Source organism: Pantoea sp. sgz302252, assembly GCF_047713085.1.
Taxonomy (GTDB): domain Bacteria; phylum Pseudomonadota; class Gammaproteobacteria; order Enterobacterales; family Enterobacteriaceae; genus Scandinavium.
Genome location: NZ_JBLFJW010000008.1, coordinates 108,598 through 131,914 on the forward strand (window position 1 = coordinate 108,598; position 23,317 = coordinate 131,914).

The window sequence follows — 23,317 nt, forward strand, 5'->3', positions numbered from 1 at the left end:
ATTTCTTATCCACAGCGTGAAAGCACGTTGGGGATGATTCTCGTTTCCTTTGACATATTCTTGTGAACAGACTTATCCACAGGTCTGCGTTTTTGTCTTAAAAGCCAAAATGCGTCGAATTGTGAATGGTATTTTTTTAACTATATGATTTATAGCAATTAAATAATATTTCGGATTGTTATTACGATCACTTGACGTCTCAGGGCGTGTTGAATTGCAATGTGTTTTTATTTTTATTCACACCCTGTGAATGAATCAGGCATCCCTCGGCAACCCTTTTTCGATCCCCCTCACCAGACGCTGTTTTTGCGGTAACTGCACTTCCACCACACAGGCATTTCGTTTCTCCATTTGCTGCGCAATCGCCCACTCAATGTGTTCGTCGAGAAGTGGGTGCTCACCTCGGCGACTTTCCAGGGCGTGCAAATTACGCTCATCCCAGGGGGCATTTCCCAACGCGACGCTAATATTTCGCAGCCAGCGGAGATGACCGATACGCCGAATGGGCGACCCTTCTGTAACTTTCAGAAAATGTGCCTCGCTCCAGGCGAACAGTTCAATCAGCTCCGGTGCGTGCAGGGCTTTGCGCGGGCTGAAATCCTCTTCAACGGTCAATTGTGAGTAACGATTCCACGGGCAAATCAGCTGGCAGTCGTCACAGCCATAAATCCGGTTACCCATTAGCGGGCGAAATTCTTCCGGGATGGCGCCTTCCAGTTCGATGGTCAGATAGGAAATACAGCGACGGGCATCGACGGTGTAGGGTTCAACAATCGCCCCCGTCGGGCAGATGGTCATACAGGCGACACAGCGCCCGCAGGCTTCTTCCACTGGCTTATCAATGGGTAACGGCAGGTCTATCAGCAGTTCGCCAAGGAAAAAGAAAGAGCCCGCGTCGCGGCTTAAGATAAGTGAGTGCTTACCTGTCCAGCCAAGCCCGGCTTTTTCAGCGATAGGACGTTCCAGAAGGGGCGCGGAATCGACAAAAGGTCTAAAATTCAGCGAGGCACACTGTTCCTGAATTTTTTCGCCCAGCTTCTTCAGACGATTACGCAACAGCTTATGATAATCACGCCCGAGGGCATAACGGCTGACGTAACCGAGCGAAGGATTTTTCAGGGTGCTGGCAAACGCGGCATGGGTGGGCAAATAGTTCATTCGCACGCTGATCACGCGAAGCGTTCCTGGCAGCAATTCATGCGGGCGGGCGCGCATCATACCGTGACGTGCCATCCACTCCATCTCGCCGTGGTACTGTTTGTCCAGCCATGCCTGCAGTTTGGGTTCGGACTCGCTGAGGTCAGTATCGGTGATACCGACGTGCTGAAAGCCCAGTTCGGAGCCCCACTGCTTGATGTCTTGCGCTAATTGATTGAGATCGAGGGGCTGTGACATGACGGACCATACAATGACGAGAAACCCCGCAAGTATACCACACACCATCTGGTCTGCGGATGACCTGCGTCGCGCCGAAAAAGAGGCCGCCGATGCGCTCGGGTTAACGCTTTATGAACTGATGCTCCGCGCTGGAGAGGCCGCCTTCACGCTTGCCCGCGAAATTTATCCTTCAGCCGCCCACTGGATTATCCTCTGCGGACACGGCAATAACGGTGGCGATGGCTACGTTGTCGCACGCCTTGCTCAGGCCGCAGGCATCACTGTCACGCTGCTGGCTCAGGAGAGCGATAAACTGCTTCCTGAGGAAGCCGGGCAGGCGCGAGCCGCCTGGTTGAATGCGGGCGGCATTATTCATGCTGACGATATTGCCTGGCCGGAAGGCGTGGATCTTATCATCGATGCTTTGCTGGGAACCGGACTGAACAGCGCTCCACGCGAACCGGCTGCCAGCCTTATCTCCTATGCGAATGAGCATCCTGCTCCGATTTTCTCTCTGGATATCCCTTCCGGCCTGCTGGCGCAAACGGGGGCTACGCCCGGAGCGGTGATTCATGCGGCTCACACTTTAACGTTTATCGCCCTCAAACCTGGCTTGCTGACCGGCAAAGCTCGTGATGTCACGGGGCGTCTTCATCAACACTCGCTTGGCCTTGATAGCTGGCTGAATGCTCAAACCACGCAAATTCAACGCGTTGAGGCTTCGCAGCTTTCACAATGGTTCTTACCGCGACGGGCAACTTCACATAAGGGCGATCACGGCAAACTGGTGATCATTGGCGGTGATGTGGGGACTGCTGGAGCCATCAGAATGGCGGGTGAAGCCGCATTACGCGCCGGTGCAGGGCTGGTGCGAGTGCTTACTCGCAGTGAGAATATCGCGCCAATCATCACCGCAAGGCCAGAGTTGATGGTACACGAACTCACTGCGCAGAGCCTCGATGAAAGCCTTGAATGGGCTGAAGTGGTGGTGATTGGGCCGGGTCTGGGTCAGCAGAATTGGGCAAAGCAGGCGCTGCGCAAAGTGGAAAACGTCCGTAAGCCCATGTTATGGGACGCTGACGCACTGAACCTTCTGGCAATCAATCCGGATAAACGTCACAATCGCATTCTGACGCCGCACCCCGGCGAAGCCGCCCGGTTACTGAATTGCAGCGTGGCAGAAATTGAGAGCGATCGCTTACTTTCTGCACAACGTCTGGTAAAACGGTACGGTGGGGTGGTGGTACTGAAAGGGGCGGGGACGGTCATCGCGGATGAAGTCCACGGAATAGCCCTTGTCGATGCCGGCAATCCCGGTATGGCCAGCGGTGGAATGGGCGATGTGCTGTCAGGCATTATCGGTGCGTTGCTAGGTCAGCATCTCACGCCGTATGATGCTGCTTGCGCAGGTTGTGTGGCGCACGGCGCGGCGGCGGATATGCTCGCTGCGCGATACGGACCCCGTGGCATGCTCGCCACCGATCTTTTTTCCACGCTACAGCGTGTTGTTAACCCGGATGTGATTGACGTAAACCATGATTAATCGAGTGATTCCCTTACCCGACGAGCAGGCAACATTAGATCTTGGCAACCGCATGGCTGCCGCCTGCACAGGCGCGACCGTTATCTATCTCTACGGCGATTTGGGCGCCGGGAAAACCACCTTCAGCCGCGGCTTTTTGCAGGCACTTGGCCACAAAGGGAACGTCAAAAGCCCCACTTACACGCTGGTAGAACCGTACACCCTCGATAACCTGATGGTGTATCACTTCGATTTATATCGCCTTGCGGATCCTGAGGAGCTCGAATTTATGGGGATCCGCGATTACTTTGCTGACGATGCCATCTGCCTGGTGGAATGGCCGCAACAGGGCGCGGGTGTATTGCCTGAACCGGATGTCGAAATTCACTTAGAGTACCAGGCGCAAGGGCGAGAGGCGCGCGTGACGGCAGTCTCCTCACTGGGTGAGTCTTTACTGGCACGTTTGGCCGGTTAACCTGAGGGATGGCGGGATGATTTATCGCGTTAAAAGTTGGTGGGTGGCAAGTTTGATGCTTTTTTGCCTGCAGGCGACGGCGGCGAGTTTATCCGATATTCAGGTGTCCAACGGAGATAAACAAGCCCGCATCACCTTCAGTTTCATGGGCGATCCAGACTACTCGTTTTCCCAGGAAGGGAAGCGCAGCGTGGCGCTCGACATTAAACAAACCGGTGTGATCCAAGGGTTACCGCTTAATTTCAGCGGTAATAATCTGGTGAAAAGCATTCGCTCGGGCACAGCGAAAGATGCCCAGTCTCTGCGTCTGGTGGTCGACCTGACCGGCGACGGGAAAACCCGTGCGGTGAAACAGCAAAGCGGCGGCAATTACACCGTGGTGTTCACCATCAATGCGGATGAGCCACCACCGCCTCCACCGCCTCCACCGCCTCCACCGCCACCGGTAATAGCGAAACGTGTGGAAGCCCCAGTGGTTGCTTCGCGTCCTGCTGAACCGGCAAGAAATCCGTTCAAAACGCAGAACGATCGTATGACCAGCGTCACCAGCAGCAACACGGCGACGCGTCCGGCGGCAAGAACAAGAACCGCCAGCGTGACGGGCGATAAGGTGATTATTGCCATTGATGCGGGTCACGGCGGTCAGGACCCGGGCGCAATTGGCCCGGGTGGGACGAAAGAGAAAAACGTCACCATCCTGATTGCCCGTAAGCTGCGTGCGCTGCTGAACGACGATCCCATGTTTAAGGGCGTTTTAACCCGTGACGGGGATTACTTTATTTCGGTGATGGGCCGATCGGATGTGGCGCGTAAGCAAAACGCCAACTTCCTGGTGTCCATTCACGCGGATGCCGCGCCAAACCGGGATGCCACAGGCGCTTCGGTGTGGGTGCTTTCCAACCGCCGCGCAAACAGCGAAATGGCCGGATGGCTGGAACAGCATGAGAAGCAGTCTGAACTGTTGGGCGGGGCGGGCGACGTGCTGGCGAACAATCAGGCCGATCCTTACCTGAGCCAGGCGGTGCTGGATTTACAGTTCGGTCATTCTCAGCGCGTCGGGTATGATGTGGCGGTAGATGTCCTGGGCCAGCTACAGCGAGTGGGCAATATTCACAAACGCCGCCCGGAACACGCAAGTTTAGGCGTACTGCGCTCACCGGATATACCGTCGATCCTGGTGGAAACTGGATTTATCAGTAACAGTGGGGAAGAGCGTCTGTTGGGCAGCGACAGCTACCAGCAGCAGATTGCTGAGGCCATTTATAACGGCTTGCGTCACTACTTCGAACAGCACCCGTTACAAAATGGTCCGCGTGGTGAATCTTCGCAAACGGCCAGCGCTATTTCTCCCGGCGGAACGTTAATTAATTAAGGAGCTTTTCAATGCCGATTCAGGTTTTACCGCCACAGCTTGCGAACCAGATTGCCGCTGGTGAAGTGGTAGAGCGGCCCGCATCGGTAGTGAAAGAGCTGGTAGAAAACAGCCTTGATGCGGGTGCAACCCGCATCGACATTGACATCGAACGCGGTGGCGCAAAGCTCATCCGCATTCGTGATAATGGCTGTGGGATTAAAAAAGACGAGCTGGCGCTGGCGCTGGCTCGTCACGCCACCAGTAAAATTGCCTCTCTTGACGATCTGGAAGCGATCATCAGCCTCGGTTTTCGCGGCGAAGCGCTGGCCAGTATCAGCTCTGTTTCCCGTTTAACACTCACTTCCCGCGTTGCCGAGCAGCAAGAAGCCTGGCAAGCCTATGCGGAAGGGCGTGATATGGACGTAACAGTGAAGCCTGCGGCCCATCCTGTGGGAACCACGCTGGAAGTGCTGGATTTGTTCTATAACACCCCAGCGCGTCGCAAGTTCATGCGCACCGAGAAAACCGAATTCGCGCACATCGACGAAATTATTCGCCGCATTGCACTGGCCCGTTTCGATGTCACCCTCAATCTCAATCACAACGGCAAACTGGTGCGCCAGTACCGCGCGGTAGCGGAAGGCGGGCAGAAAGAGCGCCGTCTGGCGGCTATCTGTGGAACGCCATTTGTGGAGCACGCGCTGGCAATTGAATGGCAGCACGGTGATTTAGCCCTGCATGGCTGGGTGGCCGATCCGAAGCAGACGAATGCGCAGCTCGCCGAGATCCAATATTGCTATGTGAATGGCCGCATGATGCGTGACCGCCTGATTAACCACGCCATTCGCCAGGCCTGTGAAGACAAGCTGGGTGCGGGTGAACAACCGGCGTTTGTCCTTTATCTGACCATCGATCCGCATCAGGTCGATGTGAATGTGCATCCTGCCAAGCATGAAGTGCGTTTCCATCAATCACGCCTGGTTCACGACTTTATCTATCAGGGTGTGTTGAGCGTCCTGCAACAGCAGGTAGATGCGCCGCTGCCATTCGCGGTTGAAGAGGAAGAACCTGCCCCACGCTCGTTTCCTGAAAATCGGGTTGCGGCTGGGCGAAATCACTTTGCTGAACCGGCTGTTGCGCGTGACTCCGCTACGCCTCGTTATAGCAGCCAGACCAGCAGCGGTGGCAACTCGCGAGCACCTTCAGGCGCAGGATGGCCGAATGCGCAGCCTGGCTATCAAAAGCAGCAGGGCGCGTTGTACAAACAACTTTTGGAAACGCCGGTTGCCGAACGCAAGCCCGTAAGCGCGCAGGAAACCGAAAGCCTTGCCGGGCACAGCAGCAGCTTTGGACGCGTGTTGACGATAGTCGCCAACGATCGTGCGCTGCTCGAACGTGATGGGAAACTGAGTCTTCTGGCGTTACCCGTTGCGGAACGCTGGTTGAAACAAGCGCAGCTTTCCCCGGAAAGCGCTCCTGTTTGCGCTCAACCACTGCTTATTCCGCTGCGTCTGAAAGTCAGTGCTGATGAACAGGCGGCAATCCAAAAAGCCCTGCCGGTATTAGGGCAATTAGGCGTGGAAATTCAATCGGAAGCGCAACATGTGACGGTGAGGGCGGTGCCTTTACCCTTAAGACAACAAAATTTACAAATCTTGATTCCTGAACTGATAGGCTACCTCGCGCTGCAACCATCCTGTGATGCGAGCACGCTTGCGCAGTGGTTAGCACGAAACCTCGCAAGCGAACATACGCAGTGGAATATGGCGCAGGCGATAGCCATGCTGACCGACGTCGAACGTCTGTGTCCGCAACTGGTGAAAGCCCCGCCTGGTGGCCTGTTACAACCCGTTGATTTACATACGGCGATGAATGCCCTTAACCATGAGTAACGACACAAAAAGCCCGCCTAAGGCCCTATTCCTGATGGGGCCAACGGCCTCCGGCAAAACGGCGCTGGCCATTGAATTGCGTAAAGTTTTGCCCGTAGAGTTGATTAGCGTGGATTCCGCCCTCATCTATCGAGAGATGGACATTGGAACCGCGAAGCCGGATGCGCGTGAGCTTGCCGCGGCACCGCACCGGTTGCTGGATATTCTCGACCCGGCGCAGGCGTATTCTGCCGCGGATTTCCGCCGCGATGCGCTTGCCGAAATGGCCGAGATCACCGCAGCAGGGCGTATACCGCTGTTGGTTGGCGGCACCATGTTGTATTTCAAAGCCTTACTGGAAGGATTGTCGCCGTTACCGCCGGCAGATCCCGAAGTGAGAGCCAGAATTGAACAACAGGCAGCAGAGCAAGGATGGAATGCGCTGCATCAGCAACTTCAGGAAATTGACCCGGTTGCTGCTGCTCGTATTCATCCAAATGATCCGCAAAGACTTTCCCGGGCACTGGAAGTTTTTTTCATTTCGGGTAAAACTTTAACGGAACTGACGCAAACGTCAGGCGAGGCTCTGCCGTACAAGGTGCATCAGTTCGCCATCGCCCCGGCGAGCCGTGAACTGCTCCATCAGCGCATCGAGCAGCGTTTTCACCAGATGTTGGCTTCAGGTTTTGAAGCAGAAGTGCGGGCGCTTTTTGCCCGCGGAGATTTGCATACGGATATGCCTTCCGTTCGTTGTGTGGGATATCGCCAGATGTGGTCGTACCTTGAAGGCGAAATTCCTTATGATGAAATGGTTTATAGAGGTATTTGCGCCACGAGACAGTTGGCTAAGCGCCAGGTAACCTGGTTACGCGGCTGGGAAGGCGTTCACTGGTTAGACAGTGAGCAACCTGAACAGGCGTTCAACGAAGTGTTGCAGGTTGTTGGTGCGGGTCAGGACTGAACGTGTAAAATTAAGACGTATCGTGCGCAATTTTTCAGAATCGCAAGGTTCTAAGTACAAGCCCGAAGTTTGTGGGTAAAAAACCCTGAAAACCGTGGGTAAAACAAGCATATAAGGAAAAGAGAATGGCTAAGGGGCAATCTTTACAAGATCCGTTTCTGAACGCACTGCGTCGGGAACGTGTTCCGGTTTCTATTTATTTGGTGAATGGTATTAAGCTGCAAGGGCAAATTGAGTCTTTCGATCAGTTCGTTATCCTGTTGAAAAACACGGTCAGCCAGATGGTCTATAAGCACGCAATTTCTACGGTGGTTCCGTCTCGTCCGGTCTCTCATCACAGCAATAACGCCGGCGGCAGTACCAGCAACTACCATCACGGTAGCAACGCGCAGGCTTCATCTGCGCCGCAAGACAGCGAAGAAACCGAATAAGGTTGATGGCTGTTTTTCCATGTCGGGGAGCCAGGTGGTTTGGTTCCCCGCTGGTCTTTTAGGAGAAATTACGCTTGTTTGACCGTTATGATGCCGGTGAGCAGGCGGTACTGGTACACATCTATTTTTCGCAAGACAAAGATATGGAAGACCTTCAGGAGTTCGAAGCCCTGGTCTCTTCCGCCGGTGTCGAAGCAATGCAGGTGATTACCGGTAGCCGTAAAGCGCCGCACCCAAAGTATTTTGTTGGTGAAGGTAAGGCTGTCGAAATTGCGGAAGCCGTTAAAGCAACAGGGGCGTCCGTTGTCTTATTCGACCATGCATTAAGTCCAGCCCAGGAACGTAACCTGGAGCGTTTGTGCGAGTGCAGGGTTATCGATCGTACCGGTTTGATTCTTGATATTTTTGCTCAGCGTGCGCGTACCCATGAGGGGAAACTGCAGGTTGAGCTGGCGCAGTTGCGCCATCTGGCAACGCGTCTTGTGCGTGGCTGGACCCACCTTGAACGACAAAAAGGCGGGATTGGTTTGCGCGGCCCGGGTGAAACCCAGCTCGAAACTGACCGTCGTTTATTGCGTAACCGCATTATGCAGATCCTCTCTCGTCTGGAGAGAGTTGAGAAGCAACGTGAGCAAGGGCGCCGTTCGCGTACCAAAGCCGATATTCCGACCGTGTCGCTGGTGGGTTACACCAACGCCGGGAAGTCGACGCTGTTCAATCAGATTACTGAAGCGCAGGTTTACGCCGCGGACCAGCTGTTCGCGACGCTGGACCCGACCCTGCGCCGAATTAACGTCGCCGATGTGGGCGAAACCGTGCTGGCGGATACCGTAGGGTTCATCCGCCATCTGCCGCACGATTTGGTGGCTGCGTTTAAAGCCACGCTGCAGGAAACGCGTCAGGCGACGCTGTTGCTGCATGTTATCGATGCCGCGGATGTCCGCCTGCAGGAAAACATTGATGCAGTGAACGTGGTGCTCGATGAAATCGAAGCCGATGAAATCCCGACGCTGCTGGTGATGAACAAGATCGATATGCTGGAAGATTTTGAGCCGCGTATCGACAGGGACGAAGAAAACAAACCGATTCGCGTCTGGCTTTCTGCGCAGACGGGAGTGGGTGTACCACTGCTTTTCCAGGCTTTAACTGAAAGGCTTTCCGGTGAAGTGGCTCAGCACACGCTGCGCTTACCTCCGCAGGAAGGGCGTCTCAGAAGCCGGTTTTATCAGCTTCAGGCGATAGAGAAAGAGTGGATGGAGGAGGACGGTAGCGTCGGTCTGGAAGTACGCATGCCGATTGTTGACTGGCGTCGCCTCTGTAAGCAAGAACCTGCGCTGACAGACTATGTGGTCTGATAGTCAATCAGCCTGAAAATTATTCGCTTTTATACTTGGTAATAAAGCCAGATACCCTAAATAGTTCGAGTTTCAGGAAGGCGGCAAGGGAGTGAATCCCCAGGAGCTTACTTTAGTAAGTGACTGGGGTGAGGGAGTGCAGCCAACGCACCTGCAGCTCGAAATATGACGGGTATGTACACCGCATAACAAATATGGAGCATATACATGGCGTGGAATCAGCCCGGTAATAACGGACAAGACCGCGACCCGTGGGGAAGCAGCAATAATCAAGGCGGCAACTCTGGGGGAAATGGAAACAAAGGTGGTCGCGATCAGGGGCCTCCTGATCTGGATGATATCTTCCGCAAGCTGAGTAAAAAACTCGGCGGCCTGGGCGGTGGTAAAGGCGGCTCTGGCGGTGGAAATACCACACAACTGCCGCGTGGCCCAATGGGCGGGCGCATTGTGGGTATTGCTGCGGCTGCGGTGGTGATCATTTGGGCGGCGAGCGGGTTCTATACCATTAAAGAAGCCGAACGTGGCGTGGTGACTCGCTTCGGTAAATTCAGCCATCTGGTTGAGCCGGGCCTTAACTGGAAACCGACCTTTATCGATGAAGTGACGCCGGTTAACGTGGAAGCCGTTCGCGAACTGGCCGCTTCGGGCGTGATGCTGACGTCCGATGAAAACGTGGTGCGCGTTGAAATGAACGTGCAGTACCGCATTACCGATCCGCAAAAGTACCTGTTCAGCGTCACCAGCCCGGATGACAGCCTGCGTCAGGCGACAGACAGCGCACTGCGCGGTGTGATCGGCAAATACACCATGGACCGTATCCTCACTGAAGGCCGTACCGTTATTCGTAGCGATACTCAGCGTGAACTGGAAGAAACCATTCGTCCGTACAACATGGGTATCACCCTGCTTGACGTGAACTTCCAGACTGCTCGTCCGCCGGAAGAAGTGAAGGCTGCGTTTGATGATGCCATTGCCGCGCGTGAAAACGAACAGCAATACATTCGTGAAGCCGAAGCTTACACCAACGAAGTTCAGCCACGTGCTAACGGTCAGGCGCAGCGTATCCTCGAAGAGGCTCGCGCGTATAAGACTCAGACCGTGCTGGAAGCGCAGGGTGAAGTGGCTCGTTTCGTGAAGATCCTGCCGGAATATAAAGCGGCTCCGGAAATCACACGTGAGCGTCTCTACATCGAAACGATGGAGAAAGTGCTGAGCCATACCCGCAAGGTGCTGGTGAACGACAAAGGCGGAAACCTGATGGTGCTGCCGCTTGATCAGATGCTGAAAGGTGGCGCAGCGCCTGCAAAAAAGAGTGACAGCAGTGGCGCTGACAGCTTGTTACGCCTGCCGCCTGCGTCAAGCTCCAGCAGCAGTGCCAACAGCAGCAATGCGCCTGCCACGAGCGATAGCGACATCATGGACCAACGCCGTGCTAACGCGCAGCGTAACGACTACCAGCGTCAGGGGGAATAACGATGCGTAAGTCAGTAATTGCGATAATTGTCATCGTGCTGGTAGGCCTCTACGCCTCTGTATTTGTGGTGAAAGAGGGTGAGCGTGGGATTAAATTCCAGTTCAGCAGTGTGGTGCGTGACAGCGACAAAAAACCGGTGATTTATGCGCCGGGCCTGCACTTCAAGGTTCCCTTCATTCAGTCGGTGAAAACGCTGGATGCACGTATCCAGACTATGGATAACCAGGCCGATCGCTTTGTGACCAAAGAGAAGAAAGACCTGATCGTCGATTCCTACATCAAATGGCGTATCAGCGATTTCAGCCGTTACTTCCTGGCAACCGGCGGCGGTGACGTCTCCCAGGCCGAAGTGCTGCTGAAACGTAAGTTCTCTGACCGTCTGCGTTCTGAAATTGGTCGTCTGGATGTGAAAGACATCGTCACCGATTCCCGTGGCCGTCTGACCATCGAAGTCCGTGATGCGCTGAACTCCGGTTCTGCGGGCACCGAAGATGAAGTGGCAACGCCAGCAGCAGACAGCGCTATCGCTGAAGCCGCAGAGCGTGTTGCCGCAGAAACTAACGGTAAAGTGCCGGTTATCAACCCGAACAGTATGGCTGCGCTGGGTATTGAAGTGGTGGACGTTCGTATCAAGCAGATCAACCTGCCGACCGAAGTGTCTGACGCTATCTACAATCGTATGCGCGCTGAGCGTGAAGCGGTTGCCCGCCGTCACCGTTCACAAGGTCAGGAAGAAGCCGAGAAGCTTCGTGCTACGGCAGACTATGAAGTGACCAAAACGCTGGCAGAAGCTGAGCGTCAGGGTCGTATCATGCGCGGTGAAGGTGATGCTGATGCGGCGAAACTGTTTGCTGATGCCTTCAGCCAGGATCCGGATTTCTATGCCTTTATCCGTAGCCTGCGTGCTTACGAGAACAGCTTCCAGAGCAATCAGGACATCATGGTTCTGAGCCCGGACAGCGATTTCTTCCGCTATATGAAGACGCCAGGCAACGCGACGCGTTAATATCGTCGGCTGTCTCATTATTGAAAAACCACCGCACTGGCGGTGGTTTGAGGCTGATGACAAACCTCTAACGAATGCAGTTTTGTCATAAGTGACCGAAAAAAAACAAGGAAAATCAATTCATTGATTTTCGGCTGATAACCACAAAGAAGGAAAAACCACGTTTTTTCCTTCTTTGTCAGCAATCTGAAACCACCGCACTGGCGGTGGTTTTCTTTTATCAGGATGAACCATGAATTCAACAATCTGGCTGGCGCTTGCGCTGGTATTAGTGCTTGAAGGGCTGGGGCCGATGCTCTACCCGCAGGCGTGGCGAAAAATGGTGTCAGCATTGTCACAACTTCCTGACCCTCTTTTACGCCGCTTTGGCGGTGGCCTTGTGGTCGCAGGCGTGGTGATCTACTACATGTTGACGAAAACGATTGGCTGATTAAAAACTCGCCGGATTCATTGTTTTTTGATGTCAAAAAGTGCTGGTCATCATTGAAACCGATGGTAGAATCCATTTTTAAGCAAACGGTGATTTTGAAAAATGGGTAACAACGTCGTCGTACTGGGCACCCAATGGGGTGACGAAGGTAAAGGGAAGATCGTCGATCTTCTGACTGAACGGGCTAAATATGTTGTACGCTACCAGGGCGGTCACAACGCAGGCCATACTCTCGTAATCAACGGTGAAAAAACCGTCCTCCATCTTATTCCATCAGGCATTCTTCGTGACAATGTGACCAGCATCATCGGTAACGGTGTTGTGCTGTCTCCTGCTGCGCTGATGAAAGAGATGAAAGAACTGGAAGACCGTGGTATCCCGGTTCGCGAGCGTCTGCTGCTCTCTGAAGCTTGCCCGCTGATCCTTGACTATCACGTCGCCCTTGATGTGGCGCGTGAGAAAGCACGTGGCGCGAAAGCTATCGGCACCACCGGTCGTGGCATCGGCCCGGCTTATGAAGATAAAGTGGCCCGTCGTGGCCTGCGCGTTGGCGATCTGTTCGACAAAGCGACCTTCGCCGAAAAACTGAAAGAAGTGATGGAATATCACAACTTCCAGCTCGTGAACTACTACAAAGTTGACGCGGTTGACTACCAGAAAGTGCTGGACGATGTGATGGCGGTTGCCGACATCCTGACCGCGATGGTCGTGGATGTTTCTGACCTGCTGGATCAAGCGCGCAAGCGTGGTGATTTCGTCATGTTCGAAGGTGCCCAGGGCACGCTGCTGGACATCGACCACGGTACCTATCCGTACGTAACCTCTTCTAACACCACCGCGGGTGGCGTGGCGACTGGCTCCGGCCTGGGCCCGCGTTATGTGGATTACGTTTTGGGTATCATCAAAGCCTACTCTACCCGTGTCGGTGCAGGTCCGTTCCCAACCGAACTGTTCGACGAAACTGGCGAGTTCCTCTGCAAGCAGGGTAACGAGTTTGGTGCGACCACTGGCCGCCGCCGTCGTTGTGGCTGGCTGGACGTTGTTGCCGTACGTCGTGCTGTACAGATTAACTCCCTCTCAGGTTTCTGCCTGACCAAACTGGACGTGCTGGACGGCCTGAAAGAGGTGAAAATCTGTGTCGGTTACCGTATGCCGGATGGCCGCGAAGTGACCACCACTCCGCTGGCAGCCGACGACTGGGAAGGTATCGAAGCGATTTACGAAACTATGCCGGGCTGGTCTGAAACCACCTTTGGTGTGAAAGAGCGTAGCGGTCTGCCACAGGCAGCACTGGACTACATTCAGCGCATCGAAGAACTGACCGGCGTGCCAATTGATATTATTTCAACGGGCCCGGACCGTACTGAAACCATGATCCTGCGCGACCCGTTCGACGCATAATCATGTCAGGGGCGCACTCACTGCGCCCCTTTGTTCCTGCTTTCCACCTTCCCCCGCTTAAATTAATTAACCGCTACCTGGCTGGCTGGTTTATCATCAAAGGTAATAACACCCTGTTTTTCCCTGCTTGAGGTTGATGTGCAGTTAACGAGTTTCACCGATTACGGATTGCGTGCGCTAATCTATATGGCATCGCTGCCTGACGGTCGTATGACAAGTATCTCTGAAGTGACGGAGGTCTACGGCGTGTCCCGTAATCATATGGTTAAAATAATCAACCAGTTAAGCCGTGCTGGCTACGTTGATGCCGTGCGTGGAAAAAACGGCGGTATTCGCCTTGGCAAACCGGCAAAAAGCATTCGCGTGGGCGATGTGGTTCGAGAACTTGAACCGTTATCGCTGGTGAATTGCAGCAGCGAGTTTTGCCACATTACGCCTGCCTGTCGGCTTAAACAGGCGCTTTCTCAGGCCGTGAACAGTTTTCTCATGGAGCTGGATAACTACACGCTGGCCGATTTGGTTGAAGAGAATCAACCGCTTTATAAATTATTGCTGGTGGAGTGACCTATCACTTCATTGGAGCTGACTACGGAGGAACCGCTATGTCACAAGATCCTTTCCAGGAACGCGAAGCAGAAAAATACGCGAACCCTATCCCGAGCCGGGAATTTATCCTCGATTTTATTTCAAAACGCGAAAAACCCGTCAGCCGTGATGAGCTGGCCACTGAGCTGAACATTACCGGTGAAGAGCAGCAGGAAGCGCTGCGTCGCCGCCTGCGCGCCATGGAGCGCGACGGACAGCTGGTGTTCACTCGTCGTCAGTGCTATGCGCTGCCGGAACGCCTTGATCTGCTGAAAGGCAAAGTCATTGGTCATCGCGATGGCTTTGGCTTCCTGCGCGTTGAAGGCCGCAAAGACGATCTTTATCTCTCCAGCGAGCAGATGAAGATGTGCATGCACGGCGATTTAGTGCTGGCACAACCGCTGGGGGCCGATCGTAAAGGCCGCCGCGAAGCCCGCATTGTGCGTGTGCTGGAGCCAAGAACCGGGCAGATTGTTGGCCGCTACTTTACCGATGCAGGCATCGGTTTTGTGGTACCGGACGACAGCCGACTGAGCTTTGATATTCTCATTCCGCCTGAAGAAGTGATGGGCGCGCGCATGGGCTTTGTGGTGGTGGTTGAGCTGACTCAGCGTCCGACTCGCCGCACCAAAGCTATCGGTAAAATTGTCGAAGTCCTGGGCGATAACATGGGCACCGGCATGGCGGTCGATATGGCGCTGCGCACCCATGAAATCCCTTACGTCTGGCCGCCAGAAGTTGAAAAACAGATTGCCAGCCTGAAAGAGCAGGTACCTGAAGAAGCCAAAATTGGCCGCGTGGATTTGCGCGACCTGCCACTGGTCACCATCGATGGCGAAGATGCGCGAGACTTTGATGATGCCGTGTACTGCGAGAAAAAACGCGGTGGCGGCTGGCGCCTGTGGGTGGCCATCGCTGACGTCAGTTATTACGTCCGTCCGCCAACCCCGCTGGATACCGAAGCCCGTAACCGCGGCACTTCAGTTTACTTCCCGTCGCAGGTTGTGCCGATGCTGCCGGAAGTACTCTCCAACGGCCTTTGCTCGCTGAACCCGCAGGTCGATCGCCTGTGTATGGTCTGTGAAATGACCATTTCGGCAAAAGGCCGTCTGACGAGCTACACCTTCTACGAAGCTGTCATGAGCTCCCACGCGCGTCTGACCTATAACAAGGTCTGGCATATGCTGCAGGGCGATCAGGATCTGCGCGAGCAGTACGCGCCGCTAGTGAAGCATATCGAAGAGCTGCATAACCTCTACAAAGTGCTGGATGTTTCCCGCGCGGAACGTGGCGGCATCTCGTTTGAAAGCGAAGAGGCGAAGTTTATCTTCAACGCTGAACGTCGCATTGAGCGTATCGAGCAAGTTCAGCGCAACGATGCCCATAAACTGATTGAAGAGTGCATGATCCTCGCCAATATCTCGGCGGCGCGTTTTGTCGAGAAAGAGTCTGAGCCTGCGCTGTTCCGTATTCACGACAAGCCGACTGAAGAGGCGATCACCTCTTTCCGTACCGTGCTTGCAGAGCTGGGCCTCGAGCTGCCGGGCGGTAACAAGCCTGAGCCACGCGATTATGCGGAGCTGCTGACTTCCATCGCCGATCGTCCTGATCATGAGATGCTGCAAACTATGCTGCTGCGCTCGATGAAACAGGCTGTCTACGATCCAGAAAACCGTGGCCACTTTGGCCTGGCGTTGCAGTCTTACGCGCACTTTACCTCGCCAATTCGTCGCTATCCGGATTTGACGCTGCACCGCGCGATCAAATATCTGCTGGCGAAAGAAGAAGGCAATAAAGGCAACTCCACCGAGACGGGGGGCTGGCATTACAGCATGGAAGAGATGCTGCAACTCGGCCAGCACTGTTCAATGACCGAACGCCGCGCAGATGAAGCGACGCGTGAAGTGTCTGACTGGTTGAAGTGCGACTTCATGCAGGATCAGGTTGGCAACGTCTTCCCGGGCGTTATCGCCAGCGTCACCGGTTTCGGTTTCTTCGTGCGTCTTAACGACCTGTTTATCGATGGTCTGGTGCATGTCTCCTCGCTCGATAACGACTACTACCGCTTCGACCAGATTGGCCAGCGCCTGATTGGTGAATCTGGCGGTCAGACTTACCGTCTGGGCGACCGAGTGGAAGTTCGCGTGGAAGCGGTCAACATGGATGAGCGTAAAATCGACTTCTCTCTGATTTCGAGTGAGCGCGGCCCGCGTAATGTTGGCAAAACAGCGCGTGACAAAGCGAAAAAACCAGCAAGCGGTAAACCAGGCGGCAAGCGCCGTCAGGCGGGTAAAAAGGTCAACTTCGAGCCAGACAGCGCATTCCGTGGTGAGAAAGGCCAGCCTAAAAAGCAGAAGCCGAAAGCGGCGAAGAAAGAGGCTGCCAGCAAAAAAGCCAAAAAACCGTCGGATAAAACGCTTAAAATTGCTGCCGCCACCAAAGCTAAGCGTGCAGCGAAGAAAGCGACAGAGTAATTAGCTAACCCCTCTCCCCGGCCCTCTCCCCAAAGGAGAGGGAGAAAAGAAAGTACCCTCTCCCTGTGGGAGAGGGCTAGGGAGAGGGGCAAACAATAATTGAACTAACAGGTAACGAGTACCCTTCATGAGTGAAATGATTTACGGCATCCACGCGGTGCAGGCCCTGCTGGAACGTGCCCCGGAGCGCTTTCAGGAAGTCTTTATTCTGAAAGGCCGCGAAGACAAGCGCTTGCTGCCGCTGATCCATGCGCTGGAAGCCCAAGGCGTGGTGATTCAGGTGGCCAACCGCCAGTTCCTGGATGAGAAAAGCGAAGGAGCCGTGCATCAGGGGATCATCGCCCGTGTCAAAGAAGGCCGTCAGTATCAGGAAAACGATCTGCCGGACCTGCTGGCTCAGTTTGAGAATCCGTTCTTACTGATCCTCGATGGCGTGACCGATCCACACAACCTCGGTGCTTGTCTGCGTAGCGCAGATGCGGCTGGCGTGCATGCGGTGATCGTCCCGCGTGATCGCTCTGCACAACTGAATGCCACGGCGAAGAAAGTTGCCTGCGGTGCGGCGGAAAGCGTACCGCTGATCCGGGTCACCAACCTGGCGCGTACCATGCGTCTGTTGCAGGAGGAAAACATCTGGATCGTCGGTACGGCTGGCGAAGCGGATCATACTCTGTATCAGAGCAAAATGACGGGCCGTATGGCGCTGGTGATGGGCGCAGAAGGTGAAGGTATGCGCCGCCTGACCCGCGAACACTGTGATGAGCTGATCAGCATTCCGATGGCGGGCAGCGTTTCTTCCCTGAACGTGTCTGTCGCGACAGGCATCTGCCTGTTTGAAGCGGTACGTCAGCGCGCAGTATAAACAGCAAAACCTTCTCTTTGGAGAAGGTTTTTAGTGTTTGCTCCCTCTCCCGTGGGAGAGGGACGGGGTGAGGGCACCAGACCGCACGGAACCTTCACTCATCCAGCGACCGTAAATGGTCGTCCTTTCTCAGCGTCATCAACGCAAAAATACTCACCACGGCGGTTGCCATCACGTAGTACGCCGGGATATCAAGATTGCCTGTCTCTTTGATTAACCCGGTAATGATGAGTCCAGCACAGCCGGAGAAAATGGCGTTCGACAGCGAATAGGCCAGTCCAAGTCCGGTATAACGCACTCGGGTTGGGAACATTTCGGACAGCATTGCAGGCCCAGGGCCTGCCAGCATACCCACTAATCCGCCCGCAATTAACACCACAACGGCTTTGACCAGCAACGTACTGGATTCCGCCTGAAGAATTTTCAGCAATGGCAGGGCCAGACCCAGAAGCAACACTGCGGCCAGCACCATAACTTTTCGACGGCCTATTTTGTCACTGAGTATTCCCGAAGGAATGATGGTCATGGCGAAACCAATGTTAGAAATAACGGCGATCAGCAGTGCCTGGTTGAACCCGGTATGCAGGGCAGACTGCAGGTAGGAAGGCATGATCACCAAATAGGTATAACCGGCGGCTGACCAGACCATCAGGCGGCCAATACCGGTCGCAATGGCTTTGAACGTGCTGCTGACGCTGGCTTTCACCACCGTGGCCTCTTCTTGTTGCTGACGGACAAAACTCGGTGTTTCCTCCATGTGCATTCGCAGCCAAAGCGCGACGACGCCCATCGGCAAGGCAAGGAAGAAAGGAATGCGCCAGCCCCAGTCGTGCAGTGCTTCAGGGGTAAGCACAAAGGACAGCAATGCGACAATGCCGGCACCCGCCAGCAGGCCAAGCGCGACGGTGAAAGATTGCCAGGCACCGTACAACCCTCGTTTACCTCGCGGCGCAAACTCCGTCATCAGCGACACGGCACCCCCATACTCACCGCCAGCGAACAAGCCTTGAAGAATGCGCAGGCAGGTCAGGATAATCGGTGCGGCAACGCCAAGCGTGGCGTAAACCGGTACAAGGCCAATCGCCGTGGTGGCTAGCGTCATCATCACCAGCACCAAAATCAGCGTCGGCTTGCGGCCGATGTTGTCACCGAGTCGGCCGAAAATGATGGCACCCAGCGGGCGGAAGAAAAAGGCGACCGCGAAAGAAGCGTAGGTCAGAATCAATCCAGTGAGCGGTGCTTCACCGGCAAGCTGGAAGAAGTTTTTGGCGATCACCGTCGCCAAAAAACCATACACCGCAAACTCGTACCATTCGATAAAGTTACCAATAGATCCTGCGATAAGTGCCCGCTTGTGTGCTTGTGCTGCCATTGATCCTGATTGCATAGAAAATCCCGCCGTGACCCTCGCATTAATATGTGAATAAATTATTCCATACATAAATCACAAGAAAATTTAAAATTCTTATGGCTGTGATGCAGTTCACGAAGCCACCTTCGATAATTTATACCTCCTTGTTTCCCCGGGCGAAGAGAGAGGTCTCTGCCCATACTTACAGCTGACGCCGATGAAGGAGGGACGCCCGTGGAATGGCAAACACATACCGTTTTCAACCAGCCGCAGCCGCTGAATAACAGTAACCTGTATCTGTCTGACTCTGCATTGCGTGAGGCTGTCATCCGGGAGGGAGCTGGCTGGGACAGTGATTTACTCGCGAGTATTGGTCAGCAGTTAGGTACGGCAGAATCGCTGGAATTAGGCCGACTGGCGAATGTGAACCCGCCTGAATTATTGCGCTATGACGCTTCAGGCGAGCGCCTCGATGACGTCCGTTTTCATCCTGCCTGGCATTTGTTGATGCAAGGGCTATGTGCCAACCGTGTACACAATCTGGCATGGGAAGAGGACGCTCGTGAGGACGCATTTGTCGCTCGTGCTGCGCGTTTTGTTCTGCATGCTCAAGTTGAAGCGGGCACGCTCTGCCCGATAACCATGACGTTTGCCGCCACACCGTTGCTCCAGCGATTGCTTCCAAAGCCCTTTACCGACTGGCTGACGCCGCTAATGAGCGATCGTTATGATGCCCATTTACTGCCAGGCAGCCAAAAACGCGGTCTGCTAATTGGGATGGGCATGACGGAGAAACAGGGCGGGTCTGATGTGCTCAGTAACACCACGCGGGCAGAAAAGATTGACGGCGCGATGTATCGTCTGGTCGGGCACAAATGGTTTTTCTCTGTGCCACAAAGTGACGCACATCTGGTGCTGGCGCAGGCCAAAGGTGGGCTCTCCTGTTTCTTCCTGCCGCGCTTCCTGCCGGATGGGCAACGCAACGCGGTGCGTCTGGAGCGGTTAAAGGACAAACCTGGCAATCGCTCCAATGCCAGCAGCGAAGCCGAGTTCACCGATGCGACAGGCTGGCTGCTGGGCGAAGAAGGGGAGGGTATCCGCCTGATCCTGAAAATGGGTGGGCTAACTCGTTTTGACTGCGCTTTGGGCAGTCACGGGCTCATGCGCAGGGCGCTTTCCGTTGCGCTGTATCATGCCCATCAACGCCAGGTGTTCGGCAAAACCCTGATCAATCAGCCTTTAATGCGCCAGGTTCTCAGCCGTATGGCTTTACAGCTCGAAGGACAAACTGCCTTTCTGTTCCGGCTGGCGCGTGCGCTTGGCAATCGGGTTTCCCCTGAAGAGATGATCCTGGCCAGATTGTTGACTCCCGTCGCCAAATTCGCGGTCTGCAAAGCGGGCATCCCCTTCGTGGCTGAAGCCATGGAAGTGCTGGGGGGAATAGGGTACTGCGAGGATAACGAACTGCCGCGCCTCTACCGTGAAATGCCGGTGAACAGCATCTGGGAAGGTTCGGGCAATATTATGTGCCTTGATGTGCTGCGCGTGCTGACAAAACAGCCGGGCGCGTTGGAGGTGTTAAGCGCAGAGTGTAATGAGGTTAAGGGGCAAGACAGGCACTTCGATCGTGCCTGGCGTCAGCTTCAGCAGCGATTACGTAAACCGGATGAGGCGCAGGGGCGTGAAATGGCTCAACAGCTCTATCTGCTGGGAAGCGGTGCGCAAATGCTGAAGTCTGCCTCGCCGCCGCTGGCTCAGGCGTGGTGTCGAATGATGCTGGATACGCGTGGGGGTGTGTTGCTCAATGAACAAACTCAGGATGACTTGCTGCTGCGTGCGACTGGCGGTGTCGGATAATGTGTTGGGGCAGGCTGTGGGGCCTGCCCGTGCTCTCAGGCATACAGAATCGCCTGCACCCGCCAGTTGTCAGGATGCTGCTCTTCGTACATCTGAATAATGCGATACCAGGAAGCCCCCTGCTCATCCGCCTTGAGGGCAATAACATGCTCGACATCCTGAAGGCTGCCTTCAATGTTATTGACGCAAATCAGGCCGATTTCATTCAATCCGGTCACGCAATCGGCGCTGGCGAACTCCGCGGGCTGAGCCGTGGTTCTTGAAAGTCCAGGTAAGAAAGCAAAGGCATGTTTCATCGTCGTCAGCTCCATTTCACGTAACCCGAGGGGAATCCGGGCAATCCATCGCAGACGTGCATCCTTTCAAACGGTATGACGTCATTGTGCACAGAGAAACGTGAATGGCTGAAAAGCAATGTAAAGCTGGCTAAAGAATGTTCGCCTACGGTTTGCGATACAAAATTGCCTGCGAATACCACTGCCCTGGCACGACGGTGTCATCAACCATGACGACGACGTAGTAGTCTGCTTTGGCGGCTGTCACTTTTTCCTTGAGAGCAGCCTCAACATCCATCGGCGAACCATACACCAGCGCACTGACGGTGCCTATTTTTTGCAGGCCTTCCGTTTGATTTCGCTTAATTTCCTGCGGATGGCTGGTCAGCGGTGGCGGTGCTTCAGGTGTACCTTGAAGCACCGTGCAACCACTCAGTAAAACCGCCAGCAGTATTGGCGCAAAACGTCGCATAGCCATATCCCGTTTCCTGATAATCATTAGTGTAGTGATTAATTGATTTGCCTTTGGGGGGAATGTTCCCGAACTGTTAGCTCCCGCGCTATTTTCGAATGAAAATAACGTAAAAGCGTAATCCACCTCTCAACATTAGCAGGCCTGAGCGGCGCGATAAACTTGCACCTGCCACTGCCGCGTGTCATACCAGCATAAAAGAAGGAGACGGCAAATGATTGAACTTGAAGTGCGCAACCTGGCGGGCAGTGAAGTTTTGCACGCATATCCAAAGGCGGCGGCCACCTCCGCTTTACCCTGCATTGTGTTTTACCATGGTTTTACTTCGTCAAAAGTGGTCTACAGCTATTTTGCTGTCGCCCTGGCGCAGGCCGGGTTTAGGGTCATTATGCCCGATGCGCTCGATCATGGTTCACGGTTTGAAGGTGATGCCGCGCAAAGGCTGCAGCGTTTTTGGCCTATCCTGCTTAATAGCATTGAGGCGTTTCCCGCATTGCGAGATGCCATTATTTCTCAGGGCTGGCTAGCGGATGAGCGGCTAGCGGTGGCGGGGGCTTCAATGGGCGGGATGACCGCTTTGGCCATTGTGACGCACCATCCGGAAGTGAAGTGTGTTGCGAGCTTAATGGGAACGGGCTATTTCTCTTCGCTTTCTCGAACGCTTTTCCCATCACCGGAATTTCCACAGACGCTACATCAGTGGGACGTTGGCCGGCATCTGGAAACTCTGGCTACGCGCCCTCTGTTTTTGTGGCATGGTGAAGAGGATGACGTAGTGCCCGCGATTGAGTCGTTCCGCTTGCAGCAGGCGCTGAAGCAACAGGGGCTGGATAAAAATCTGACCAGCCAATGGCAAGCGGGTGTTAAGCATCGCATCACACCGGAGGCACTTGAAGCCGCGGTAAGTTTCTTTCAGCAACACCTTTAAACGCGCAGGATTTTTACCCCCTGTGCTTCGAGCTGCTTAAGAATTTCAGGGTTAGCGTCTTTGCCGGTGATCAGCATATCGATTTCATCGGCACGGCTGAATAACATGCCTGCGCGCTCACCCACTTTACTGCTATCAACCAGCACCACCAGTTTCCCCACGCCGTTCAGCATTTTCTGTTCGGCCATGGCGGTCAGCATATCGGTTTTGTAGAGCCCATCCGCGGTAAGCCCCTTCCCGCTGGTGAACATCCAGTGCCCGGCATACAGCGTATTTTCGCTGCCCTGAGGGCTCAGGGTGATGGACTGGCTACGGTTGTATTGCCCGCCCATGATGATCACGCTGTCATGCTCTTGATCGATAAGGTAATTCGCTAGTGGAAGGTAGTTGGTGATTATCTGCACTGGCTTGCCGCACATTTCGCGACCCAGCAAGAACGCAGTCGAACCGCAGTTAATCACTACGCTTTCGCCAGGGCTGACTAACTGGGATGCCGCACGGGCGATCCTGACTTTTTCGTCATGGTTCATCGCTTCATGAAGATTCATCGGTGTCCAGCGAGGGCGTTGCTGGCTGATAGCCTCAGCGCCATTGCGCACTTTCTTAAGCTTGCCGTTTTCATCCAGCTTATTGATATCTCTGCGAGCGGTGGCCGGGGAGATGCCCAGTTTTTCAATCACCTGTTCCACGGTAACAAAGCCTGACTGCGCCAGGTGGTCAAGCAGGATTTGGTGTCGTTGTGCTTCCGTCATGAGCTATTCCGGTCATTCGTGATTTTTACTGATGATATTTGAAATAGTCTGTAATTACTAAATCAAAAAAAGTCTCCTGAACTGACGCTGCAACATCCCCCCGG

Annotated in this window: 21 protein-coding genes; 16 read left to right on the top strand and 5 right to left on the bottom strand. The window is 54.5% G+C overall.

Features of this window, described 5'->3' with window-relative positions; translation table 11 throughout:
• Nucleotides 1-255: 255 nt before the first annotated feature.
• The gene (gene queG / locus ACLW56_RS08435; protein WP_330983332.1) at nt 256-1,395 is read right to left on the bottom strand and encodes a tRNA epoxyqueuosine(34) reductase QueG; all 1,140 of its coding nucleotides are present in this window, start codon (nt 1,393-1,395) and stop codon (nt 256-258) included.
• Here queG and nnr point away from each other — a divergent pair.
• The 14 genes from nnr (at nt 1,394) to rlmB (ending at nt 17,578) form a co-directional block, all read left to right on the top strand.
• Complete coding sequence (nnr, locus tag ACLW56_RS08440; RefSeq protein ID WP_330983333.1) at nt 1,394-2,920, top strand: bifunctional ADP-dependent NAD(P)H-hydrate dehydratase/NAD(P)H-hydrate epimerase; 1,527 nt, start codon at nt 1,394-1,396, stop codon at nt 2,918-2,920. The two genes, queG and nnr, sit on opposite strands and share 2 nt — an antisense overlap.
• Nucleotides 2,913-3,374 (top strand): tRNA (adenosine(37)-N6)-threonylcarbamoyltransferase complex ATPase subunit type 1 TsaE, encoded by a 462-nt coding sequence (tsaE, locus tag ACLW56_RS08445; RefSeq protein WP_330983334.1) that lies wholly within the window; start codon nt 2,913-2,915, stop codon nt 3,372-3,374. The genes nnr and tsaE overlap by 8 nt, the downstream gene beginning before the upstream one ends.
• 16 nt (nt 3,375-3,390) lie before the next feature.
• On the top strand, nt 3,391-4,746 hold the full coding sequence (gene amiB, locus ACLW56_RS08450; RefSeq protein ID WP_330983335.1) for an N-acetylmuramoyl-L-alanine amidase AmiB: 1,356 nt from the start codon (nt 3,391-3,393) through the stop codon (nt 4,744-4,746).
• Between the two features lie 11 nt (nt 4,747-4,757).
• Entirely contained in the window at nt 4,758-6,620 is a 1,863-nt protein-coding gene (gene mutL / locus ACLW56_RS08455; protein WP_330983336.1) for a DNA mismatch repair endonuclease MutL, read from the top strand.
• Nucleotides 6,613-7,560, top strand: a complete 948-nt coding sequence (gene miaA / locus ACLW56_RS08460) for a tRNA (adenosine(37)-N6)-dimethylallyltransferase MiaA (protein WP_330983337.1) — start codon at nt 6,613-6,615, stop codon at nt 7,558-7,560. The genes mutL and miaA overlap by 8 nt, the downstream gene beginning before the upstream one ends.
• Before the next feature lie 125 nt (nt 7,561-7,685).
• Nucleotides 7,686-7,991 carry an RNA chaperone Hfq gene (gene hfq / locus ACLW56_RS08465; protein WP_330983338.1) on the top strand — a complete coding sequence of 102 codons (306 nt, stop codon included), beginning with the start codon at nt 7,686-7,688 and terminating at the stop codon, nt 7,989-7,991.
• Between the two features lie 74 nt (nt 7,992-8,065).
• Nucleotides 8,066-9,346 (top strand): ribosome rescue GTPase HflX, encoded by a 1,281-nt coding sequence (gene hflX / locus ACLW56_RS08470; protein WP_330983339.1) that lies wholly within the window; start codon nt 8,066-8,068, stop codon nt 9,344-9,346.
• A gap of 207 nt (nt 9,347-9,553) precedes the next feature.
• Nucleotides 9,554-10,819: an FtsH protease activity modulator HflK gene (gene hflK / locus ACLW56_RS08475; RefSeq protein WP_330983340.1), complete on the top strand. Its 1,266-nt coding sequence runs from the start codon at nt 9,554-9,556 to the stop codon at nt 10,817-10,819.
• A 2-nt stretch (nt 10,820-10,821) separates the two neighbouring features.
• On the top strand, nt 10,822-11,826 hold the full coding sequence (gene hflC, locus ACLW56_RS08480) for a protease modulator HflC (protein WP_330983341.1): 1,005 nt from the start codon (nt 10,822-10,824) through the stop codon (nt 11,824-11,826).
• 232 nt (nt 11,827-12,058) lie between these two features.
• Nucleotides 12,059-12,256, top strand: coding sequence for a DUF2065 domain-containing protein (locus ACLW56_RS08485; RefSeq protein ID WP_330983342.1), 198 nt, complete (start codon nt 12,059-12,061; stop codon nt 12,254-12,256).
• Nucleotides 12,257-12,358: 102 nt separating this feature from the next.
• Entirely contained in the window at nt 12,359-13,657 is a 1,299-nt protein-coding gene (locus ACLW56_RS08490; protein ID WP_330983343.1) for an adenylosuccinate synthase, read from the top strand.
• 138 nt (nt 13,658-13,795) lie between these two features.
• The gene (gene nsrR, locus ACLW56_RS08495) at nt 13,796-14,221 is read left to right on the top strand and encodes a nitric oxide-sensing transcriptional repressor NsrR (protein WP_330983344.1); all 426 of its coding nucleotides are present in this window, start codon (nt 13,796-13,798) and stop codon (nt 14,219-14,221) included.
• A gap of 38 nt (nt 14,222-14,259) precedes the next feature.
• Entirely contained in the window at nt 14,260-16,716 is a 2,457-nt protein-coding gene (rnr, locus tag ACLW56_RS08500) for a ribonuclease R (RefSeq protein WP_330983345.1), read from the top strand.
• Nucleotides 16,717-16,843: 127 nt separating this feature from the next.
• Nucleotides 16,844-17,578, top strand: a complete 735-nt coding sequence (rlmB, locus tag ACLW56_RS08505) for a 23S rRNA (guanosine(2251)-2'-O)-methyltransferase RlmB (RefSeq protein ID WP_330983346.1) — start codon at nt 16,844-16,846, stop codon at nt 17,576-17,578.
• Nucleotides 17,579-17,672: 94 nt separating this feature from the next.
• Here the strand turns inward: rlmB and ACLW56_RS08510 are convergent, their stop codons facing one another.
• The gene (locus ACLW56_RS08510; RefSeq protein WP_330983347.1) at nt 17,673-18,950 is read right to left on the bottom strand and encodes an MFS transporter; all 1,278 of its coding nucleotides are present in this window, start codon (nt 18,948-18,950) and stop codon (nt 17,673-17,675) included.
• 213 nt (nt 18,951-19,163) lie between these two features.
• Here ACLW56_RS08510 and ACLW56_RS08515 point away from each other — a divergent pair, with 213 nt between their 5' ends.
• Entirely contained in the window at nt 19,164-20,786 is a 1,623-nt protein-coding gene (locus ACLW56_RS08515) for an isovaleryl-CoA dehydrogenase (protein ID WP_330983348.1), read from the top strand.
• Between the two features lie 35 nt (nt 20,787-20,821).
• Here ACLW56_RS08515 and ACLW56_RS08520 read toward each other — a convergent pair whose 3' ends face one another.
• Nucleotides 20,822-21,097, bottom strand: coding sequence for a DUF1471 domain-containing protein (locus tag ACLW56_RS08520; RefSeq protein WP_330983349.1), 276 nt, complete (start codon nt 21,095-21,097; stop codon nt 20,822-20,824).
• Nucleotides 21,098-21,227: 130 nt separating this feature from the next.
• A complete protein-coding gene (gene bsmA, locus ACLW56_RS08525; RefSeq protein ID WP_330983350.1) occupies nt 21,228-21,539 on the bottom strand; it encodes a biofilm peroxide resistance protein BsmA in 312 nt (103 codons plus the stop codon).
• 208 nt (nt 21,540-21,747) lie between these two features.
• On the opposite strand from bsmA, the gene yjfP reads away from it, so the two are divergent.
• Entirely contained in the window at nt 21,748-22,461 is a 714-nt protein-coding gene (gene yjfP / locus ACLW56_RS08530; protein ID WP_330983351.1) for an esterase, read from the top strand.
• On the opposite strand, the gene ulaR is transcribed toward yjfP, so the two are convergent.
• Nucleotides 22,458-23,213 carry an HTH-type transcriptional regulator UlaR gene (gene ulaR / locus ACLW56_RS08535; RefSeq protein ID WP_330983352.1) on the bottom strand — a complete coding sequence of 252 codons (756 nt, stop codon included), beginning with the start codon at nt 23,211-23,213 and terminating at the stop codon, nt 22,458-22,460. The genes yjfP and ulaR overlap by 4 nt on opposite strands.
• Nucleotides 23,214-23,317: the final 104 nt, after the last annotated feature.

Excerpts from the sequence above, each read along its gene's own strand:
- amiB (WP_330983335.1), top strand. The coding sequence starts at position 3,391 with ATGATTTATCGCGTTAAAAGTTGGTGGGTGGCAAGTTTGATGCTTTTT.
- ulaR (WP_330983352.1), bottom strand. The coding sequence starts at position 23,213 with ATGACGGAAGCACAACGACACCAAATCCTGCTTGACCACCTGGCGCAG.
- bsmA (WP_330983350.1), bottom strand. The coding sequence starts at position 21,539 with ATGGCTATGCGACGTTTTGCGCCAATACTGCTGGCGGTTTTACTGAGT.
- yjfP (WP_330983351.1), top strand. The coding sequence starts at position 21,748 with ATGATTGAACTTGAAGTGCGCAACCTGGCGGGCAGTGAAGTTTTGCAC.
- ACLW56_RS08520 (WP_330983349.1), bottom strand. The coding sequence starts at position 21,097 with ATGGAGCTGACGACGATGAAACATGCCTTTGCTTTCTTACCTGGACTT.
- queG (WP_330983332.1), bottom strand. The coding sequence starts at position 1,395 with ATGTCACAGCCCCTCGATCTCAATCAATTAGCGCAAGACATCAAGCAG.
- nnr (WP_330983333.1), top strand. The coding sequence starts at position 1,394 with ATGACGGACCATACAATGACGAGAAACCCCGCAAGTATACCACACACC.
- ACLW56_RS08510 (WP_330983347.1), bottom strand. The coding sequence starts at position 18,950 with ATGGCAGCACAAGCACACAAGCGGGCACTTATCGCAGGATCTATTGGT.
- ACLW56_RS08490 (WP_330983343.1), top strand. The coding sequence starts at position 12,359 with ATGGGTAACAACGTCGTCGTACTGGGCACCCAATGGGGTGACGAAGGT.
- hflK (WP_330983340.1), top strand. The coding sequence starts at position 9,554 with ATGGCGTGGAATCAGCCCGGTAATAACGGACAAGACCGCGACCCGTGG.
- hfq (WP_330983338.1), top strand. The coding sequence starts at position 7,686 with ATGGCTAAGGGGCAATCTTTACAAGATCCGTTTCTGAACGCACTGCGT.
- rlmB (WP_330983346.1), top strand. The coding sequence starts at position 16,844 with ATGAGTGAAATGATTTACGGCATCCACGCGGTGCAGGCCCTGCTGGAA.
- hflC (WP_330983341.1), top strand. The coding sequence starts at position 10,822 with ATGCGTAAGTCAGTAATTGCGATAATTGTCATCGTGCTGGTAGGCCTC.
- rnr (WP_330983345.1), top strand. The coding sequence starts at position 14,260 with ATGTCACAAGATCCTTTCCAGGAACGCGAAGCAGAAAAATACGCGAAC.
- mutL (WP_330983336.1), top strand. The coding sequence starts at position 4,758 with ATGCCGATTCAGGTTTTACCGCCACAGCTTGCGAACCAGATTGCCGCT.
- tsaE (WP_330983334.1), top strand. The coding sequence starts at position 2,913 with ATGATTAATCGAGTGATTCCCTTACCCGACGAGCAGGCAACATTAGAT.
- miaA (WP_330983337.1), top strand. The coding sequence starts at position 6,613 with ATGAGTAACGACACAAAAAGCCCGCCTAAGGCCCTATTCCTGATGGGG.
- ACLW56_RS08485 (WP_330983342.1), top strand. The coding sequence starts at position 12,059 with ATGAATTCAACAATCTGGCTGGCGCTTGCGCTGGTATTAGTGCTTGAA.